We start from the raw sequence: 19,929 nt of genomic DNA, 5'->3' as shown, positions 1-19,929 counted from the left end.
CTACTCGGCGAATTCGCCGACATTGTCCGCCGTCACCAGCTGGACCTCGACCGGCTGCTCGGCCTCGACGTCGTCGCCGCCCGCGATGGACACGGCGGTCTCGATCCCCAGCCGGCCCATCTCGTCGGGCTGCTGGGCGATGGTGGCATCCATCTCGCCGTCCTCGATCGCCGCGAGCGCGTCGTCGGTGGCGTCGAACCCGACGATCACCAGCTCGTCGAGCACCCCTGCCGAGCGTGCCGCCTCGACAGCGCCCAGCGCCATCTCGTCGTTCTGGGCGAACACGCCGCCGAGATCGGCATTGGCCTGCAAGACGTTCTCCGCGACGGTCAGTCCCTCGTCCCGGCTGAAGTCTGCCGCCTGGCTGCTCACCAGCTCGATTCCGGACGCCGCGTCAAGGGCTTCCTCGAAGCCCGCTCCACGGTCCCGCGCCGCCGACGTCCCGGCGATCCCTTCGAGCTGTGCGACCTCACCGGATCCACCGATCTCCTCGAAGAGGAATTCGCCCGCCAGGCGGCCACCTTGAACGTTGTCACTGGCGATGTGGGAGGCGACCTCTCCTCCCTCGGATCCACGATCGACGGTGACGACCGGGATATCCGCATCGTTCGCCGCCTCGATGGACGGCACGATCGCGGCGGAGTCCACCGGGTTGATCACCAGAACGTCAACGTCGCGGGTGACGAAGTCTTGCACGTCATCGGCCTGCGATTGCGCGTCGTCGCGCGCGTCGGACACCCGCAGCTCGACACCCGCCTCGTCCGCTGCCTCCTCGGCGCCGTCACGAAGGGTGACGAAGAAGGGGTTTTCGAGCGTGGAGATGGACAGCCCGACGGTCACATCGGCATCGGAGCCACCCCCTTCGTCGCCGTTTCCGCATGCGGTGAGCGCCACGGCCGTACCCGCGGCGACCGCGATCAGCAGTCGTCTCATGGTCTGCACTCCCTTGTTCTCGTGTGGTGTCAATGCTTCGATCTGCGGCGCAGGGTGTCGGTCATCACCGCGATCGCGATGACCGCGCCGATGACCACCTGCTGCCAGAACGACGAGACGTCCAGCAGGTTGAGGCCGTTGCGCAAGACCCCGATGATGAGCGCGCCGACGAGCGTCCCGGACACGCTCCCGCGCCCACCGGCCAGGCTCGCCCCGCCGATCACGACGGCGGCGATCACGTCCAGCTCCATTCCCGTACCGGCGGTGGGCTGGGCCGAATTGAGCCGCGCCATCAGGATGAGCCCGCCGAGCCCGGCCAGCGCGCCGGCAACCGTGTACACCTTGATCTTCTCGCGTCTGACGTTGAGGCCGGACAGGCGCGCTACTTCCTCGTTGCCGCCGATCGCATACAGCGCCCTCCCGGACGGGCGATACCGCAGGTACGCGGCACCCAGCAGGAACAGGATGACCACCAGCAGGACGGACAGCGGCACGACCCCGAACAGCTGGAACCGGGTGATGGCGCGGAACCAGTCCGGATAGCCCGAGATCGGCCGGCCGTCGGAGATGACCAGCGCGAGCCCGCGCGCCATGGACAGCATCGCCAGGGTCGCGATGAACGGCGGGAGCTTCCCCAGCGTGATCATGAGACCGTTCGCCAGCCCGGCCAGCGCGCCGATCCCCAGGCCCGCGAGAAACGCGAACGGCATCGGCATGCCCGCTTCGGCGAACGTCCATCCGGCCGTAACCCCGGCGAGGGCCAGCACGGACCCCACCGACAGGTCGATGCCCGCGGTGATGATCACGGCCGTCATGCCGAGGGCCAGGATCGCGAGCACCGAGATCTGCTGGAAGACGTTGACGAAGTTGTTCACGGTCAAGAATGCCGGAGAGAGCACCGACAGGATGGCCACCAGCAGCAACAAGCCGAGCAGTGGCCCGCTCGACCCGAACCGGTCGAGCACCGCGCGCCACGACGGTTTCCGGCCCGTTTGATCCGGAGTCTCCTGATCTCGCACGAGCGCCGACATCAGCCGCTCACCGCCAGTGCCATGACATGTTCCTCCGTTGCTTCGTCCCGTTCGAGCAGCCCGGTCTGGCGTCCGTGCGACAGCACCAGCACCCGCCGCGCCAGCCCGAGCACCTCCGAGAGCTCCGACGAGATGACGATGACGCCGACGCCGTCGCTGGTGAGCTCCTCGATGAGCGTGTAGATCGCCGTCTTCGCTCCCACATCGATCCCCCGCGTGGGCTCATCGAAGATCACCAAGCGCGGCCGCTTCGGAATCCACTTGGCGATGACCGCCTTCTGCTGATTACCGCCGGAGAGCGTGCCGGCCGCCTGGCCGGGCCGGCCACGGATGTCGAACCGCTGGGCGAGGTTCCGGGCCATGTCGCGCACTCTCGACCGCCGCACCACGCCCCCGTCGGTGAGATCACGCAGCGAGGGCAGTGCGACGTTGTCCTGCACCGGCATCCCGAGGACCAGCCCGGACGCCTTGCGATCCTCCGGTGATTACCGCCGGAGAGCGTGCCGGCCGCCTGGCCGGGCCGGCCACGGATGTCGAACCGCTGGGCGAGGTTCCGGGCCATGTCGCGCACTCTCGACCGCCGCACCACGCCCCCGTCGGTGAGATCACGCAGCGAGGGCAGTGCGACGTTGTCCTGCACCGGCATCCCGAGGACCAGCCCGGACGCCTTGCGATCCTCCGGGACCAGCACGATCCCCGCCTCGATCGCGTCGATCGGGCTGGCGATCTCCAGCTCGCGATCGCCGGCGACGATGCGGCCCCGGTCCGCGGGTTCGGCACCGAACAGTGCGCGGGCCAGCTCGGTCCTTCCCGCTCCGACCAGCCCCGCGATGCCCAGCACTTCGCCACGGTGCAGCGTGAACGACACGCCCGAGAAGGCACCGGCGCGTCCCAGCCCCTCGACGCGCAGCAGCTCTCCGGACTCTGGCGCGCGCGGCTCCGGATACACCTGGTCAACGGTGCGGTCGACCATCGCCTCGACGAGCGTGTCAACGTCGACGTCCGCGCGGTCCCAGCTGGCCACCCGCCGCCCGTCCCGCATGACGACGACACGATCGCCCACCCGTTCCACTTCCCGCAGGCGGTGCGTGATGTAGGCGAACCCCACGCCGTCCGCGCGCAGCTCGTCGACGATCTCGAAGAGTCGCTCGGACTCCTCGGCACCCAGCGCGGCAGTCGGCTCGTCAAGGATCAGGATCCGCGCCTCCAGCGACAGCGCCTTGGCGATCTCCACCTGCTGCTGCGCGGCCACCGACAGGCTGCCCACGGGCCGCGTCACGTCCACCCGCAGCCCCACCCGGCGCACGATGTCGGTCGCTGCCCGGGTCATCTCGCGATAGTCGACGCCACCGCGCCGTCGTGGCTGGCGCCCCAGGAAGATGTTCTCCGCCACGGACATGCCCGGCACCAGGTTCATCTCTTGGTGGATCATGGCCACGCCTGCGGCGATGGCTGCCTTGGGCGTCGCCGGCCGGTACTCCTGGCCGTCCAGCGTCATGCTCCCGGAGTCCGGGCCGTGGACACCCGAGAGGATCTTCATCAGGGTGGACTTGCCAGCACCGTTCTCCCCGAGGATCACCTCGACACTCCCGTAGGGAACGTCGACATCGACACCGTCCAGGGCACGTATCCCCGGGAACGATTTGGTCAGTCCCCGGCACACCAGACCGCCGGCGGCCCCGGCAGGTGGCTGGACCCCGCTCTCTCCCCGCGTCATCGCCATCACCGCCCTCCGCTCATCGGACCGTCGAACAGATCGCCCCCGGGCGGATCGGCACAACCGCACGAGCCGCGCGGCGTCAGCTGCACGGGAAGCACCGACGGCGCCGCCATGTCCCCGGGATCGGCCATGCGTGCCAGCAGCAGGTCGACGGCTGCCCGGCCCAGCTCACCGAACGGCTGGGCCATCGTGGTCAGTGCCGGCGTGGCGTAGGCCGCGGCGGCAATCCCGTCGAACGAGGTGATCGCGACATCGTCGGGGCAGCTCAACCCCTCCTCAGTGACCGCGCGCAGCACCCCGAGCGCCTGCTCGTCGCTGGCGGTGAAGACGGCGTCGATCGACCGATCGCCCAGCATCTCGCGCGCGGCGATGTAGCCCGGGTGCCGCCCGAAGGGCACATGCCACAGGTATGCGTCGTCGGCCGGCAACCCGGCGTAGGCCAAGGCGTCACGCCAGCCCGCGACCCGATCGGTGGCCGGCATCACGTCCTCCGGACCCGCGATGCACGCGACCGTGTTGCGGCCATGTTCAAGCAGGTGGGCCGTTGCTTCCCGGGCGCCACCGCGGTTGTCCACGAGGACCGCCGGCGGGGCGGTCACACCCGGCAGCCGCCGGTCGAGCGTGATCCAGGGCGTGCGGGCGCGTTCCAGGTCGGCAATGTAGCTGGCCACGCCGTGCGCCGGCACGAGAAAGAGGCCGTCAACCTGGCGTTGCAGGAAGGTCCGGACGTAGGCCGTCTGGCGCGCGTCGTCTTCCGCGCCATTGCCGATCAACAGGGTGTAGCCATGAGAGAACGCCGCTTCCTCGATCGCTCGCGCCAGCTCGGCGAAGTACGGGTTCGACGTGTCCGGCACGACGAGCCCCAGCGTCATCGTCTTGTTCGTGCGCAGCGAGCGCGCGACACCGTTCGGCCGGTAGTCAAGCTGCTCGACGGCGGCCAGGACGCGGGCGCGCGTCTCGGGGGCGACGCTGCGCGGCCCTCCGTTGAGGACGTAGCTGACGACCGCCGGAGACGTCCCCGCCAGTCGGGCGACGTCGGCACGGCGAACGGTCACGGTCTACCGCCTCCTCCGGCTCAGCTCGTCCAGCTTCGTGTCAACACGAATTGCGCAACTCGTGTTGACGACCAATAGTGCCGACCGGAAGCCGATTTCGCAACCCCGCTCCCGCTGGCTCCCGCTGGCTCCCGCTGATCATGAACACTAAGCGACTACATAGGTCGCTTAGTGTTCATGATCAGCGGGAATGAGCGCGGCGGGAACCCAGAACGACGTACGCCAGAGTCCCGACGACGAACAGAGCCGCCGCCGTCCACGCGGCCACGCCGGAGCTCCACTGCTGCACCGGCCACGTCCACCACGCTGTCGCCTCGGTGAGCGGCTGCGGCGTGGCGATGTAGATCACTCCGGCGAAGCCGAATGGCAGGAACCAGGCTAGCCGCGCACCCACAACGACGGCCGCCAGCGTGACCAGGCCAAGAAACCCCAGGGTGTTTCGGACCAGCTCGAACGCGCCGTACACGCGCGGCTCCCACAGGCCCGTCACGGCCAGCGGCGCGCCGATGGCCAGCGCGGCACCGGCGACGTGTATCGACCGGAACACCGGCCATCGCACCGCCAGTGACCGTTCGAATTCCTCGTCCTTTCCCTCCAGACCGGCAGAGACGAGGACGGAACCGAGCAGCGGAGCCCCGACCACCACCGGAACCCGCGCATCGGCGCCGCCGGTCCATTCGAGATTCACCAGCCACCCCGCGGCCCACCACGCCACCAGCGCCACGGCCGCCACGCCTGCCGCCGCCAGCACGACACCGCGGGCGCGGACGTGCAGCCAGAGGAACCTGCGACGCCTGCCGGTTCGCCGCGCGTGGTTCCCGCGCCACTCCGTCGACGGACGCGACTGCGGAATCAACGCAGTTCCCCGGCGAGTTCCGTCAAGGCCGCGTGATCGCAGTCGCGAGCCGCGGCGAGATAGTCACCCATCCATGCCTTCTGCTCGGCTTCCGGCAACGACCGGAGGTGTTCGAACGCCTGCGTCTCCTCCTGGGATACCCACGTTCCATCGCCGGGCTGCTCGTCTGACATTCCGGCCGCCCACAGGCGCGCGACCGACATGGCCGTCCAGGCCGCCTCGGGTACCCCGGCGCCGACCTCGCAGCCGTAGGCCTCGCGCGCTGCCTCGGCTACGACGAGTTCGAGCGTCTTGCCGTGTTCGGAACGCCGGGCAAGCGTCGCGTTCCACGAGATCAGGTTGTCCAGGTCGAGCACCACGGTGCGTTCGAGATCGACACCCGGCTCGGTGACCGAGGCATGGTCCTGCTCGCCATCGGGCATCTCGTCGCCCTGCGGCCCGTTACCAGGCATGGCTCGTCGCCTCTCGTCCCTGGACAAAGACGTCCGGTCGATGGCGCGCTCGAAACCGCCCGATACGCCCTCCCAGCGTTCGAGCATCTCTCGCACCTTGGGTGCGACGTCGTCGAGTACGAACGCGTTCACCCGGGCCAGGCACACCTGCGGCTCCCCGTCGGCACAGACCAGCTCGCGGGCCTGCGGATCGGGCTGCCAGCGTCCGTCTCCGGGACCGGTCGCGATGGGTATGGCCGCCACCACTGCCACGGCCAGGGGGACGGTGCTCAGCCACCGGCGGCGCGCTCCCACCACGACGAGCGCGGCGGCCGCGAGCGCCAGCAGCCAGGTGATCTGGATCAGCTGGAATTGCGGTTCCAGGTAGGACGCGCCATCCCGGGAATTGGACACTGTGGGCATCAGCCACTGAGTCCCACCCGACTGATACGTCGCCACGCCCCCGACAACGTAGAAGACGATGCCCAGGATCGGAGCGACAAGCCGGTTGGGTATGAGCCGGCCCACCGCCAGGCCGACGGCGCTGGCCGCCGCCAGCCCGGCAAAGGCCACGACGACGCTCCACCACCAATGCCGGCCCTCGTAGGTCGCCACCGGGGCCACGAGGGCGGCGCCGGCCGTCCACGTGACCGCTAGTCCGACGAACGTCCCGAGGACCACAGAGGTCCACGAGACCAGGAGCGGCTGCCATGGCGACCGCGCGGTCGAGCCGAGCAGCTCACCGATCCGGCGCCGTCGCTCGCGACCGCCTTGCCAGGCACCTGCCGCAGCCGCGAGTGGTACCAGCACGATCAGGATCATGCGCAAGTTCTCGGCCAGCGGCGCCCAGCGTCCGGCCCAGTACTCGCTCATGTTGAACAGCGTCGCGATACCGGCGACGGCGATGGACAGCGCCGCGACCGGTGCCGTTCCACGCCACAGCTCCATCTTCAGCACACGCGCGACCAACCGGCTCATCGAAAACGTCACCCCTCAGCGCTTCCGAGCCGCACGGATGGCCGCCGTGTATCCCCGCTCGATCGGGGAATCACCGTCGGAGGTGTCCTCGCCCGCGGCCACCAGATCGTCGGGCGTGCCACGGAAGACGGCGCGCCCGTCGCTCACCACCGTCACATGTGTGCACGCCACGGCCACGTCTTCGACGAGGTGGGTGGCCACCAGCACGCACGAGTCGACACCGATGGTGCGCAGCAACTCCCGGAACTCGACGCGCTGTTCGGGATCGAGCCCGGCCGTGGGCTCGTCCAGCAGCAAGACATCGGGGTCGTTGACGATCGCCTGCGCGATGCCGGCCCGCCGCAACATCCCACCGGAGAGCTTCTTGAGCCGGTCGTCGGCACGATCGGCAAGGCCGACCCGTTCGATCGCATGGTCCACGGCCAGCGGTACCGCCGACGGTGTCATCTCCTTCAACCACGCGAAGTACTCGACGAACTCGCGCACCGTGAAACGCGGGTAGTAGCCGAACTGCTGGGGCAGGTAGCCGAGCCGGCGCCGCACCATCCGCAGGTCCCGCTGCTTGCTCAGATCGTGGTCCAGCAACGACACCGAGCCGGACGTGGACCGGGCCACGGTGGCGAGGACGCGCATCAGGGTCGTCTTGCCCGCCCCGTTGGGCCCGAGCAGGCCGTGCACGCCGGTGTCCAGCTGGAGGTCCACGCCGTCCAGGGCGGTGCGCTTGCCGAACTCGACGACGAGATCGCGCACGTCGACGTGCGTTCCGATCATGGTGGACGCGTTCATGTCAGTTCTCAGTTCTCCAGACGGGGGTGAGCGGGTAGGGATGTGTAGTTGAAGGCCTGGCGGCGCAATGCGACGACCGCGACGGCCGCCACGCTCACGAGCAGCCAGACGGGGACCGCGTCGGGGTCCAGCAACGCGGGCGCCGCCTGCGTAACGTCTCCCGCGGCGCTCATGGCGAGGCCGGTGACCCAGGCGGCACCCACGATGGCGGCGGCGCGCCCGACGCCCGTCACGGAAGCGAGAGCCAACGTCGTCAAGATCAACGCCAGCGACGCCGCCAGCCAGGGAATCGGAGAGCCGTACCCGGTTACCGCCCCCGCTATCAACCCGACCGGAAGCGTGACGGCCAGGACCGACGCGGAGCGAAGCAGCAGGAGCCGTATCCCTCCCCCGGGTGTCGACGCGATGACCTCGTGCGCATCGTCGAGACCGCTTCCGTACGAGGCTGCCACCCCCAGTATCGGGAGGAGCGGCGCCACGACGCCGAGGAGCGGGATCTCCTGCCCCCTCCCGAACGGCGTCACGGCGCCGAGCCCCGCTGCCAGGGCGAGAACGACGACGGCCGCGGTGAACCACGCCCACCGGGCCGCAGGACCGGCGGCGATCAAGACGATCAGCTCCCGCGATCGAGACCCGCGGCGGACGCGGCCCTGCGACGACAGGTTGGCCGCAATGCCCGGCCAGCTCTCCCGTATGGCCGTCGAGAGATCGACATCGGTTGCTGCCTCGGCGGCGAGAGCGGCACGGCATCGCTCACACGCCGTCAGGTGCATCTCGACGGACCACGCGTCCGAGTCGGCGATGCGACCGGACGCATAGGCGCTCAGCGCCTCCCCTGTCACGTGCCAACTCATGCCAATGCCTCCTTCAGCAGCAACCGCGCGCGCCGGACACGGGTCTTGACGGTTCCCTCCGGAATGTCGAGCAACGTCGCGGCCTCCCTCGTCGAGAGCCCGTCGAGGACCGTGGCCTGGAGCACAGCACGCAGTTCCGGCGAGAGCCGGTCAAGTGCCACCGCCAGCTCGGCGCCGAACGACGACGCGAGCGCCTCGTCCTCGGCGGAGGATGTGTAGACGAGCCCTTCAGACGCTTCACCCGCCGACTCGGGACGCGCAGCGCGCCGGCGATACGCGTCGATCAGGCGGCGCGTGGCTATCGACCACAGCCATCCTCCTGACTGGCCGCTTCCGGAATACGTCGCCGCGGCCCGCCACACCGCCAGGAACGTATCCTGCATCACGTCAGCAGCGAGCTCCGCGTCGCCGCATCGGCGACGCAGCCGGATCAGCAGCCACGCGGCGTTGCGGGAGTAGTACTCCTCAAACGCCACGCGGTCACCGGAGCCGGCGGCGCGCAAGAGCTCGTCGTCGGTACGCGTACCTTCCACGCCCCGTAGAGACGCAGCATCGTCGCGATCGGTTCTCGCACGTGCCCGCCATCGCCTGACATACCGCACAGCGGCATTCTCGCCGCGATGCCGGTTCGTCGCCGGACATTCCGGTAACGCAACTCGGGTACGAAGAGATCCGAGATGAAATGGACAAGAGCTGAATGCAGCGCGCCGAGAATGCGCGACAATCGCGCGCCCGGAAGGTACCGTAGTTGGGCCTACGGATTGCGCAGGCGGGGCCGGGGGGATTGTGTGGTTCGCCAGGTGGGGTCACGAGGCGGCTTTTCCGCACAGCCGGAAAAGTCTCAGCAAGTTCTCAGGTATCTCGGAATTTTGCGGGGCGTCTCGAACGTTATGAAACGTGTGTTCGTCGGGCGATCTGGGTATCGTCCGGATATGACGACAGGAAGGGAGGAGCCATGACGGTCAGCATCGACACCGACGTCCAACGTCGTGGTCAGCCGAGCGGCTCCGATGCGGAACCTGACCTGGTCGGTCGATACCTCGCGCAGATCGGTAAGACACCGCTACTCAGCGCCAATGAAGAGGTCGAGCTGGCCAAGCGGATCGAGGCCGGTGTGTATGCAGGAGAACTCCTGCGCGCCGTGGATGCTGGTGAAAGCGACCGCCAGCTCACTCCACACGACCGGCGTGAACTCCAAGCCATTGCGCAAGACGGACAACTGGCCAAAGATCATATGATCCGGGCCAACCTCCGCCTCGTCGTCTCGGTAGCACGAAAGCTATCCAATCGAGGCTTGCCTTTCCTCGATGTGATTCAGGAAGGCAACCTCGGCCTAATGCGTGCGGTCGAGAAGTTCGATTACACCAAGGGATTCAAGTTCTCCACATATGCCACATGGTGGATTCGACAATCCATCCAGCGTGGACTCGCGGAGCAGACCCGCACCGTGCGGTTGCCCGTGCATGTCGCCGAGACGGTCGCCAAGCTGCATCGTATCGGCCGTGACCTGCAACGACTCCTCGGACGCGACGCCACGGTCGAGGAAGTGGCCGAGGAGGCCGGGTTGCCCGTCGAACGGGTCATCGAACTGCGTCGGGTCTCCCGTGACCCGCTCAGTCTCGACACGCCGATCGGCGAGGACGGGGATACGTCGGTCGGAGAGATCGTCGAGGACGACGACGTCCTGCAAGCAGAGGACATCGCCGAACGGCACGCCCTCGTGGACTCGCTGCGCTCCGTGCTGGACTCGCTGCCGCCACGCGAGGCACGGATCATCGAGTTGCGGTACGGGCTCGCCGACGGCCGCGAGCACACCCTCCAAGATGTCGCCGAGGAGGTAGGCGTATCGCGCGAACGGGTGCGCCAGCTAGAGAAGCATGCCCTCGCAGCGCTGCGTGAGCCGCAACGCCGGCATTCGCTGACCGCCTGGTCGATCTAAACATCCACCATGGTCCGAGTGGCCATCCGATGAAGCAATGGCCGCCGTCCGGGACGTCATCTCGATTCCTCGGGCGGCGGTCACCAATGTGTGACCGCGAGCGGGACGGTGCCGGTCGAGCACATCGATAGCATGGGAACCCCTTCCAGCCCACGTGGCGTGATCGACTGAGAATGGGAGTGTCCATGACCGACGCGCGGAGCGGCACCACCACGCTCCTGGACGTCGCCCGCGAGGCTGGCGTCTCATTGGCCACCGCCTCCAGGGCGATCAACGGCAGCGAACGCCAGGTCGGCGAGGATCTCCGGGAGCGTGTACTCGCGGCCGCCCGCAGGCTCAACTACTCCGCCAACCTCCAGGCGCAAGCCGTCGCTCGCGGGAAGACGAACATCGTGGGGCTGCTCGTCCACGACATAGCCGACCCCTACTTCTCGTCGATCGCCGCCGGCATCATGCAAGCCGCCGACGATCACGACATGCTGGTCACGCTGGCCCACACCGAACGCCACCCCCAACGCGAGATCGAACACCTCGCGGCGCTTCGTGGCCAGCACGGCCAGGCCGCCATCCTGGCGGGCAGCCGCATCGACGACGATGACACCCTGCACGCACTGTCCGAGGAGGCTGCCGAATTCGAGCGCGGTGGCGGACGTGTCGTGATGATCAGTCAGCCGCTGCTCCCGGTCGACACGGTTGCCTTCGAGAACCATGCCGGCGCCCGGAACCTGGCCGCCGAGCTCGTCGACCTCGGGTATCGCAGCTTCGGCATCCTCGCAGGCTCGGCCAGGCTACGTACGGCGCGCGATCGGGTGCAGGGATTCCAAGACGGGCTCGTCACGGCGAACATCGAGGTCGATACCGACAACGTCATTCACGGCGACTTCACTCGCGACGGCGGCCACGCCGCGATGTCCCAGCTCCTGGATCGCGACCCGGACGTCGAGTGCGTGTTCGCCGCCAACGACGTCATGGCCGTGGGAGCGATGACCGCCTGCCGTGACCGGGGGGTCGACGTTCCCCGCGACATCGCCATGGCCGGGTTCGACGACATCACCACGCTGCGTGACGTCAGCCCTGCACTGACCACGGTGCGGCTCCCGCTGGAGAAGGCGGGGAGGATGGCGCTCGAACTGGCCCTGGATGCCGCCGTGGGCGAGCCGCCCCGGCTACGCCACGTGCCCGGCGAGGTCGTCGTCCGCCAGAGCACACCACCCCTCGCCCGCTGATCATGAACACTAAGCGACCCATGAGGTCGACTAGTGTTCATGATCAGCGGGTTTATCAGATGGGCGGGCCGGCGGGTTCTCGGCGACCCGTTTGATCGCTTCGAGGCGACGGTCCCACGCCGCAGCGCGTTCCGCCAGCCACCGGGCCGAGGAATCGAGAGGTGCCGGGCGAACTTCGTACAGCACCTCCCGTCCCAACCGGCCGTATCGGACCAGACCGGCCTCCTCCAGGACTCGAAGGTGTTTGACGACGGCCTGGCGAGACACCGGAAGGCGACCGGCCAGGGTCGTCGCGCTCGCCTGTCCCTCCTCGGCCAGCGCATCCAGGAGCTCGCGCCGGGTCGGGTCCGCGAGCGCGACGAGCACCGTGCCGATCTCATGCTCGTCGACGCTCATTCCACGCTCTGCTCCGCGCGCTTCTGGATCGCCGTCAGCTGTTCCACCCAGCCCTCGATGTTCCCGTTGACCGAACGCTCACGGGCCTCGTCGGGAACCGCGAGGGATGCGAAGCCACTCTCAACCACGCGAAGCAGTGTGCCACCGTCGTGCTCGCTCAGCCAGAACTCGACCAGTGTGGAATTGTCCGGGCGGAGGTCTTCCCCGGGAAACGTGCTGGCCCATCGATACGACACGTAGTGCTGCGGTTCTGTCGTTTCGGTACGGACCGGGAACCGCCCGAACCGTGGGTCCTCGACCACGTCCAGGTCTCCATCGCGGTACCGCCGTTGACCTGTGCGGTCGTTACCATCGCCGATCCACCAGCCGGGCTCGGTGACCAGCTTCCACACGCGGGCCACGGGGGCGTCGATCACGACCTGCTGCTCGATCCGATCCTGAGTGCTCATGATTTTCTCCATTCACTGGGCAACCCTGATGTGCTACCAATAGGTTGCACTAGATTGGAGGGAAATGCAACTCTGCGGTTGCACCAATGTTTCCGGGCCGCCGGGCCCTCTGGCAAAGGCCGTTGCCTGCGCCGTCAGCGGCGAAAGACCGCGTACGTGTCCCCGGCCGGCAGGACGACATAGCTATCGTCGGCGAGCACCCTGGCCGTGGAGGAGTTACCCACCCACGCATCCGGCAGGTACCGTTCGCTGATCGCCCCCTCGGCGACGTCCACCAGCACCATGCCCGGTTCCCGGCGCTCGTCCGCCAGCAGCGGCCCTCCGAGGGGCACCATCACGTCACCCTCATCCAGCACGACCGACTCGTCCAGCCGCACGTCGGCGTCGAGCTCGTCGCTCCATAGCCGCTGCCCGGAGTGAAGATCGAAACCGTGCACGGTCCGGGCCGACATCTGCTGATCCACAGAGCTGTCATCGCCCGCCGCCTCGGCCACGAGGATCGTTCCGTCGACGACAGCCGTCGAACGCGCGAACTCGTCGTCGACGTCCATATCCGCATCGCGCAGCGCCCACCCGAGCCGCACCACGCCTGACGCCACATCCTCGCGCCAGCGCACCTCGCCGTCCGGGCCGAGTGCATACATCGACGTCGTGCCCGTGCCCGATCGCGCTTGCTCGCGATCTTCGGTACTAAGGACGACGCTCCACCCATCCGACACCCCGACGAGGTGCGCATCGCCCAGTCCGTCGACGGGCAGCTCGTGGGACCACGCCTGCGAGCCGTCGCGCACATCGACGGCAACGATCTCGACGCCGTCGAACGTCAGCTGAACTCCAGCGGCTGCGTCGCCGACGAGCTGGGCATCATCCGGCAGGGTGACCGACCACGCGTTCTCCCCGCTGGTGCCGTCAAGACGGGTCAACCGCGACGCCTCCCCCAGACGCGCGTGCACCAGGACGTCGCCCGATGCGCGATGGAGTCCGGCATCGACCAGCGAATCGCCATCGAGGCCGAGGCACCATTGCAGTTCTCCACCGCCGCCCTCGGGGCCGCTCACGCCGCCGACATGTATCGTCCCGGGACCGGCCTGCGCCACCACAGCGGGAACGTCCTCTCGCGCCGGCAGAACCGACACGTCTGTACGATCGTCCGCAGCGAGCTCCACTGCCCACTCTGGTGTCTCGCTTTCGAGGTCGGAGCCGACGACGGCGGTCGCTGCGTCGATCTCCGTCTGGTATACAAGCGTCCCGCCGGTCAGCGCCACGGGGTGGATCGTCGGTGCAAGCGCACCATAGAACTCCTCCCAGGGAGTCCGCTGCTCAGAGCCGGTCTGCAAGGTCGTTGTGAGCTCGTCACGCCAGCGGTCCGAGACAGAGCCGCCGTCCAGCTCCTCGGCGGTCACGACCACCGGCGTGGCAGCATCGTCCGGGTCCGCCGGCGTCAGTCGCGCTTCGCATCGTCCGTTCCACCATTGGTACGCAACCACGGCACCATACGCCGCGGCCACGAGCGCGACGACTACGGCCAGCGCCACGATCGTCCGCCGACGTGTAACGCGCCTGGTGGAGCCACCGGATCCAACGCTCACGCCATGCTCCTCGTCATCTGCCTGCCGATCACCGAGTCCTGGTACGGAAGGCCGCTAGACGGCGTTCCGTACCAGCGTGTCATTCACGCCCGCCGAAGAGCCTGTGCGCCTCGCGTTGCACCGCGGGATCTTGCAGGCATGCGTTGCATGCAGCATGGACATACGCGCACGTCACGGCCTGCTTGGGAAGGTGAACGCCGGCGACGAATGGGGGTCTCCCGATCACGATGATGCGTGGTGTAGGCTCGGTGGAAAGCGCTTTCCCAAGGAGACCTCATGCCAGCCAGATCGCTTGGCGTCATCATGAACGGCGTCACCGGACGGATGGGCTACCGGCAGCACCTGCTCCGATCCGTACTCCGCATCCGAGACCAGGGCGGCGTCGAGCTCGCCGACGGCACCCGTGTCCAGCTCGAACCGGTGCTCGTCGGCCGGAATGAAGCCAAGCTCCGCGACATCGCCGAACGTCACGGGCTCACCCGGTGGACCACCGACCTCGACGCCGCGCTCGCCGACCCGGACCTGCCGATCTACTTCGACGCGCAGCTCACCTCGGTTCGCCGGACATCGATCATCAAGGCGATCGAGGCCGGCAAGCACATCTACACCGAGAAGCCGGTAGCCGAGACCGTGGACGAGGCCCTCGACCTCGCCCGCCGGGCCGCGGCAGCGAACGTGAAGAACGGTGTCGTCCACGACAAGCTCTACCTGCCCGGGCTGATCAAACTGCGCCGGCTTCTCGACAGCGGGTTCTTCGGTCGCATCCTCTCCATACGCGGCGAGTTCGGTTACTGGGTCTTCGAGGGCGACTGGCAGCCGGCGCAACGTCCCAGCTGGAATTACCGCAAGGAGGACGGCGGCGGCATCGTCTCTGACATGTTCTGCCACTGGGACTACGTCCTGGAAAACCTCTTCGGCCGGGTCGAGGCAGTCACCGCTCGCGCCGTCACCCACATCCCGCAACGCTGGGACGAGAACGGCAAGCCCTACGACGCCACCGCCGACGACGCCGCTTACGCGATCTTCGAGCTCGCGGGAGGCATCGTCGCCCAGGTCAACTCGTCGTGGTGCGTGCGGGTGCACCGCGACGAGCTGGTCGAGTTCCAGGTCGACGGCACGCACGGTTCCGCCGTCGCTGGCCTGCACCATTGCGTCGCCCAGCACCGCGGCGCCACACCCCGCCCGGTGTGGAACCCGGACGTCGTGGAGACCGAGCCGTTCCGTTCCCAGTGGCAGGAGGTCCCCGCCAACGCCGAGCTCGACAACGGGTTCAAGGCCCAATGGGAGGACTTCGTCCGGCACGTCGTCGAGGATGCCCCGCATCCGTACGATTTCCTCGCCGGCGCGCGCGGCGTCCGCCTCGCCCAAGCCGGGCTGGACTCGTCGGCCCAGGGCACACGCGTCGACCTTCCGGAGTTAACGCTATGACCACGATCACCCTGCCAACGCCCGACGGCGGGCGCATCGAACACGCCCTGAACGAGCCACGCGACTGGCCCAAACCCCAGCGGCCGTTCCGGTCCCGCGTGGCGTTCGCCGCAGCCCACGTCGTCGCGCATCCCCTCGCCGACAACACGCCGGGCACGCCGGCCGCGCTGGACTGGGACTCCACCCTGGCGTTCCGCCGCCACCTGTGGTCGCACGGGCTGGGCGTGGCCGAGGCGATGGACACGGCGCAGCGCGGCATGGGCATGGATTGGCCGGCCACCCGCGAGCTCATCCGGCGAAGCGCCGCCGAGGCCGCCTCCGCCGGCACCCGTATCGCGGCGGGCGCCGGCACCGATCAGCTCGACGGCCCGGCGACGACGCTGGACGAGGTGGTGGCCGCGTACGAGGAACAGATCGGCACCATTCAGGATGCCGGCGCCCAAGTGATCATCATGGCCAGCCGGCACCTGGCCGCGCTGGCGCGTAGCGTCGACGACTATCGCGCCGTCTACGATCGCGTCCTGGCGCAGGTCGATTCCCCCGTCATCCTGCACTGGCTCGGCCCCGCGTTCGATCCCGCCCTTCAGGGGTACTGGGGGTCCGACGACGTCGACGTCGCCACCGGTCACGTCGTCGATCTCGTCCGGGACCACGCGTCGATGATCGACGGTGTCAAGGTCTCGCTGCTCGATGCCGACCACGAGAAGGCGTTCCGTGCCCAGCTGCCCGCCGGCGTGCGCCTGTACACCGGAGACGACTTCAACTATCCCGAGCTGATTCGCGGTGACGGCGCGCACCACAGCGACGCGTTGCTCGGGGTTTTCGCGGCGATCGCGCCCGCGGCGTCCGCGGCCTTGCAAGCGCTGGACGACGGCGACGACAACGCCTATGACGCGGCGTTCGCACCGACCCTGCCACTGGCCCGGCACATCTTCGGGGCGCCAACGTATTACTACAAAACCGGTGTGGCCTTCCTGTCGTGGCTGTCCGGGTTCCAGGCGGGTTTCACGATGGTGGGCGGGCTGCAATCCGCCCGCAGCCTGCCCCACCTGGTGGAAGCGTTCCGGCTGGCAGACGCGGCACGACTCTTTCCCGATCCCGAACTCGCCGCAGCCCGCATGACGGCACTTCTCGAGACGTACGGCACCCCTCCACCGCCTTCCCGCTGATCATGAACATTAATCGACCTATGTACTCACCTAGTGTTCATGATCAGCGGGAATGGCGGGATTGGGTGCGGGAGGAGGTAGGCATGCGGCGGCTGTCGCTGAACCAGAAGACCACCAACCGGTGGGGCGTCGACGAGGCCGTCGACGGGTGCGTGCGCGCGGGGTTGGAGGCCATCGGCCTGTGGCGCGAGCCGGTCCACGACGCGGGCGTGGCACGGGCCGCCGAGCTGGTCCACGATGCCGGGCTGCGAGTGTCGTCGCTGTGCCGCGGTGGCTTCCTCACCGCCCGCGAGGGACCGGCTCGTCGCCAGACCATCGACGACAACCGCCGCGCCATCGACGAGGCCGTCGAGCTGGGGACGACGTGCCTGGTGATGGTCGTCGGAGGGCTTCCCGAAGGTGACCGGGATCTGGCCGGTGCCCGCCAGCGCGTCGCCGACGGGATCGCCGAGCTGGCCCCGTACGCACGCGAGCGTGGCGTGCGGCTCGCCCTCGAACCGATGCACCCCCTGTACTGCGCGGACCGAGGGGTCCTGTCCACGCTCGGCCAGGCCCTGGACATCGCAGAACAGCATCCTGCCGACACCGTGGGCGTCGTCGTCGACACCTTCCACGTGTGGTGGGACCCCGAGATCGAACGCCAGATCGCGCGCGCTCGCGGACGGATCGCCAGCTTCCAGGTCTGCGACTGGATCACCCCGTTCCCCGGCGATGCCCTGCTGTCTCGCGGCATGATGGGCGACGGGCACATCGACTTTCGGTACCTGCGCCGCCTCGTCGACGACGCCGGATATGACGGCGACATTGAAGTCGAGATCTTCAATGCCGAGCTCTGGGCCACCAACCCCGACGACGTCGTTGCCCTGATGAAGCAGCGCTACGCCGAATACGTGCTCGACGCCGGCCAGTCTCCCGCGCCCTGACCCCCGGCAAAGCCTGCCGGCGGGCTACGCGCACCGCACAGACACGGATGCGAGCGGGCACCCCTCCTTTTACGGTAGTCTCCTGAACCGTTCACCTATCCGGAACGCTCCGCTCGAGTCGACGTGACGGGAAAGGCGACTACCACCATGGCCGATCCGGCGCAGATGGTTCCCAACCCGATGAAGTCCGCCCTCGAACAGGTGCTGACCAGCGTCAACCGGGCCGTCGACGATATCGCCGGCATCACGGCAGCAGCCGACGCCATCGGTGCCGGCCCGGCCTGGACGGGATCGGCCGCCCGCGAGGTATACGACCACTCTCTTGCGCCAGCGGCTCGTGATCTCGAAGCGGGCCGGTCGAGCATCGCCGACGACGTCGAGAAGGCGCTGCTCGGTATGGACGATCTCGTCCCGGAAGACGTCGCCGAGACCATGCGCGCCGACCTCAGCCTCCGATGAACGACGGCTACGCCTCCATCGATCTCGACGCCCTCGGCCAGGTCGTCGACGACCTCGAACGGACCCTCGACGGGTTACGCCATTGGCTACCCGGACTGGAACGCGACTTTTCCTACTTCGGAGTGGAGACCACCAATCTCGCCCGGCTCGCCGCCGCCAAACGGGAGCTCGAAACCGTCGTTCCCGACTTGCGTGAACGGCACCGCCGCGCCGAGACACTTCTCGTGCACCAGGAAGCGTACGGATTGCACGGTGACGACGGCGTGGTTCACTTCCCGGGTGATCTACTCGACGGCGACGAGCACGTCAGCCACCAGATCCACGACCAGGCCGGGCGTTCCCCCGAGGACGTTCACGAATGGTGGGCCGGCCTGGACGAGACCGAGCGGGAGTACCTCGTCGAGTACCACCCTTACCTCGTAGGCCGGCTCGACGGCGTTCCAATTGCCTCGCGGGATCGGGCCAACCGCACCGTCCTTGATCACGAAATCGAGCGGCTGCACACCGAGTTGGGCGAACTGATCCAGAAACCTGGATCCGATACATCCCTCTATCTCGACGGCCGTCCGGTCTCCCCCACCGACGTGGCCGGGCTCCTCCCCCGCCATCAGGAGGCCTCGCGCATCGCGGAGCGCCTGGGCGGGCTGTCAGTCGTCAAGGAACGGCTCGACCAGAGCGAACCACCGGCCTTCCTGATCGACCTGAGCACCCACGGGTTCGGACGCGCCGTCGTCTCGGTGGGCAATCCCGACGAGGCGGGCCACGTCGCCACCTACGTCCCCGGCACCGGAAGCCGGCTGGACGAGCGTATCCGGACCGACATCCAGCGCACGGACATCATGTTCGAGGATGCGCAAGAAGCCGGGCAAGGTTCCACCGCAGTGGTCATGTGGCTGGGTTATGACGCTCCTCAGGACGTCGTGCTCGACGTCGAATCCCCGTCGAGGACCGCTTGGAGCCCCGATGCCGCCGAGGCTGGGGCGCCGCGTCTGCGCGGCTTCCAGGAAGGACTGCGCGTCACTCACGCCGAGGGAGATTCACACAACACCCTGCTGGGACACAGCTACGGCACCACCGTGATCGGGCACGCCGCCAAGGAAGGAGACGTCCCCGTGGACAATCTGGTCTTCGTGGCCAGCCCGGGCGTGGGGGTGGACACTGTGTCCGAGCTCGGTATCGACCCGGAAAACGTCTTCGCCACCACGGCCCTGGGGGATCCGATCTCTTTTGCACCGCACCGGATGCTCGGCCCGCAGCCCACGAGCTCGCCTTTCGACGTGGTGAGTCCGTTCGGTGCGACCGATTTCAGTAGCGACATCGGAGGGCACTCGAGCTACTGGAACGAAGGCAACCAAGCAAGGAACAATCTCGCCTACATCGTTACAGGTCAGCACGACCGGGTGCAGTGATGAGACATCTTGTCATAGCCATCATCACCGCCGTGCTGCTTCTCATCGGTGCGTGCGCCGGAGAAGGCGGAGCCGACATGACCGAAGACGAAGCCCTCGAACGCGTCGAGCAACACATCGACAACGCCATCACACACATGACCCCACAACCCCGCCCGAAACCACGACGCCGCCTCGACATCCCGTGTGCCGACAGCCACGGCCGCGACACCGGCCTCTATCAGGTCGAACGGGTCTACTGGCTCGATGACATCCCCACCGACAAGAACCAGCAAATCTTCGACACCCTACACACCTA

At 68.0% G+C, this 19,929-nt stretch carries 19 protein-coding genes and 3 pseudogenes; 8 read left to right on the top strand and 14 right to left on the bottom strand.

The window, feature by feature from the left end:
- From DPM12_RS23415 to DPM12_RS07795, 11 genes and pseudogenes are all read right to left on the bottom strand, one after another.
- The gene (locus DPM12_RS23415; protein WP_170313680.1) at window positions 1–933 is read right to left on the bottom strand and encodes a D-ribose ABC transporter substrate-binding protein; all 933 of its coding nucleotides are present in this window, start codon (window positions 931–933) and stop codon (window positions 1–3) included.
- Between the two features lie 29 nt (window positions 934–962).
- Complete coding sequence (locus tag DPM12_RS23410) at window positions 963–1,964, bottom strand: ABC transporter permease (protein WP_170313679.1); 1,002 nt, start codon at window positions 1,962–1,964, stop codon at window positions 963–965.
- Window positions 1,964–2,167, bottom strand: coding sequence for a hypothetical protein (locus DPM12_RS23405; RefSeq protein WP_170313678.1), 204 nt, complete (start codon window positions 2,165–2,167; stop codon window positions 1,964–1,966). Before DPM12_RS23405 ends, DPM12_RS23410 begins: the two co-directional genes overlap by 1 nt.
- A gap of 72 nt (window positions 2,168–2,239) precedes the next feature.
- Window positions 2,240–2,410, bottom strand: a pseudogene (locus DPM12_RS24460) (sugar ABC transporter ATP-binding protein); the annotation flags it as partial.
- Window positions 2,411–2,664: 254 nt separating this feature from the next.
- A pseudogene (locus DPM12_RS07825) lies at window positions 2,665–3,681 on the bottom strand (sugar ABC transporter ATP-binding protein); the annotation flags it as partial.
- A 5-nt stretch (window positions 3,682–3,686) separates the two neighbouring features.
- Window positions 3,687–4,739, bottom strand: a complete 1,053-nt coding sequence (locus DPM12_RS07820) for a LacI family DNA-binding transcriptional regulator (protein WP_112257761.1) — start codon at window positions 4,737–4,739, stop codon at window positions 3,687–3,689.
- Window positions 4,740–4,920: 181 nt separating this feature from the next.
- Entirely contained in the window at window positions 4,921–5,595 is a 675-nt protein-coding gene (locus DPM12_RS07815) for a hypothetical protein (protein WP_123788521.1), read from the bottom strand.
- Entirely contained in the window at window positions 5,592–7,004 is a 1,413-nt protein-coding gene (locus tag DPM12_RS07810) for a hypothetical protein (protein WP_112257759.1), read from the bottom strand. Before DPM12_RS07810 ends, DPM12_RS07815 begins: the two co-directional genes overlap by 4 nt.
- 15 nt (window positions 7,005–7,019) lie before the next feature.
- Window positions 7,020–7,790 (bottom strand): ABC transporter ATP-binding protein, encoded by a 771-nt coding sequence (locus tag DPM12_RS07805; RefSeq protein WP_211658618.1) that lies wholly within the window; start codon window positions 7,788–7,790, stop codon window positions 7,020–7,022.
- Window positions 7,791–7,798: 8 nt separating this feature from the next.
- Window positions 7,799–8,644, bottom strand: a complete 846-nt coding sequence (locus tag DPM12_RS07800) for a zf-HC2 domain-containing protein (RefSeq protein WP_112257758.1) — start codon at window positions 8,642–8,644, stop codon at window positions 7,799–7,801.
- The gene (locus tag DPM12_RS07795; protein ID WP_112257757.1) at window positions 8,641–9,177 is read right to left on the bottom strand and encodes an RNA polymerase sigma factor; all 537 of its coding nucleotides are present in this window, start codon (window positions 9,175–9,177) and stop codon (window positions 8,641–8,643) included. The genes DPM12_RS07800 and DPM12_RS07795 overlap by 4 nt, the downstream gene beginning before the upstream one ends.
- A gap of 422 nt (window positions 9,178–9,599) precedes the next feature.
- Between DPM12_RS07795 and DPM12_RS07790 the strand changes: the two genes are divergently transcribed.
- Both DPM12_RS07790 and DPM12_RS07785 read left to right on the top strand, forming a co-directional pair.
- Window positions 9,600–10,583, top strand: coding sequence for a sigma-70 family RNA polymerase sigma factor (locus tag DPM12_RS07790; protein WP_112257756.1), 984 nt, complete (start codon window positions 9,600–9,602; stop codon window positions 10,581–10,583).
- A gap of 185 nt (window positions 10,584–10,768) precedes the next feature.
- On the top strand, window positions 10,769–11,809 hold the full coding sequence (locus DPM12_RS07785; protein ID WP_112257906.1) for a LacI family DNA-binding transcriptional regulator: 1,041 nt from the start codon (window positions 10,769–10,771) through the stop codon (window positions 11,807–11,809).
- A gap of 30 nt (window positions 11,810–11,839) precedes the next feature.
- Here DPM12_RS07785 and DPM12_RS07780 read toward each other — a convergent pair whose 3' ends face one another.
- From DPM12_RS07780 to DPM12_RS07770, 3 genes are all read right to left on the bottom strand, one after another.
- Window positions 11,840–12,205 (bottom strand): ArsR/SmtB family transcription factor, encoded by a 366-nt coding sequence (locus DPM12_RS07780; protein WP_112257755.1) that lies wholly within the window; start codon window positions 12,203–12,205, stop codon window positions 11,840–11,842.
- Window positions 12,202–12,654 carry an SRPBCC domain-containing protein gene (locus DPM12_RS07775; protein ID WP_112257754.1) on the bottom strand — a complete coding sequence of 151 codons (453 nt, stop codon included), beginning with the start codon at window positions 12,652–12,654 and terminating at the stop codon, window positions 12,202–12,204. The genes DPM12_RS07780 and DPM12_RS07775 overlap by 4 nt, the downstream gene beginning before the upstream one ends.
- Window positions 12,655–12,788: 134 nt before the next feature.
- The gene (locus DPM12_RS07770; protein WP_112257753.1) at window positions 12,789–14,243 is read right to left on the bottom strand and encodes a PQQ-binding-like beta-propeller repeat protein; all 1,455 of its coding nucleotides are present in this window, start codon (window positions 14,241–14,243) and stop codon (window positions 12,789–12,791) included.
- Window positions 14,244–14,519: 276 nt separating this feature from the next.
- On the opposite strand from DPM12_RS07770, the gene DPM12_RS07765 reads away from it, so the two are divergent.
- From DPM12_RS07765 to DPM12_RS07740, 6 genes and pseudogenes are all read left to right on the top strand, one after another.
- Window positions 14,520–15,671 (top strand): Gfo/Idh/MocA family protein, encoded by a 1,152-nt coding sequence (locus DPM12_RS07765; RefSeq protein ID WP_112257752.1) that lies wholly within the window; start codon window positions 14,520–14,522, stop codon window positions 15,669–15,671.
- Window positions 15,668–16,840, top strand: a complete 1,173-nt coding sequence (locus DPM12_RS07760) for a dihydrodipicolinate synthase family protein (protein WP_112257751.1) — start codon at window positions 15,668–15,670, stop codon at window positions 16,838–16,840. Before DPM12_RS07765 ends, DPM12_RS07760 begins: the two co-directional genes overlap by 4 nt.
- Window positions 16,841–16,923: 83 nt before the next feature.
- Window positions 16,924–17,763, top strand: a complete 840-nt coding sequence (locus DPM12_RS07755; RefSeq protein WP_112257750.1) for a sugar phosphate isomerase/epimerase family protein — start codon at window positions 16,924–16,926, stop codon at window positions 17,761–17,763.
- A 123-nt stretch (window positions 17,764–17,886) separates the two neighbouring features.
- Window positions 17,887–18,222: a hypothetical protein gene (locus tag DPM12_RS07750; RefSeq protein ID WP_123788522.1), complete on the top strand. Its 336-nt coding sequence runs from the start codon at window positions 17,887–17,889 to the stop codon at window positions 18,220–18,222.
- Window positions 18,219–19,631 carry an alpha/beta hydrolase gene (locus DPM12_RS07745; RefSeq protein WP_112257748.1) on the top strand — a complete coding sequence of 471 codons (1,413 nt, stop codon included), beginning with the start codon at window positions 18,219–18,221 and terminating at the stop codon, window positions 19,629–19,631. The genes DPM12_RS07750 and DPM12_RS07745 overlap by 4 nt, the downstream gene beginning before the upstream one ends.
- Window positions 19,631–19,929 (top strand): annotated as a pseudogene (locus DPM12_RS07740) (hypothetical protein); the annotation flags it as partial. The gene DPM12_RS07745 and the pseudogene DPM12_RS07740, both read left to right, overlap by 1 nt.

The sequence above is a fragment of the Phytoactinopolyspora halophila genome (assembly GCF_003287285.1).
GTDB classification, from domain to species: Bacteria; Actinomycetota; Actinomycetes; order Jiangellales; family Jiangellaceae; genus Phytoactinopolyspora_A; species Phytoactinopolyspora_A halophila.
This window is presented reverse-complemented; position numbering and strand designations above follow the sequence as displayed.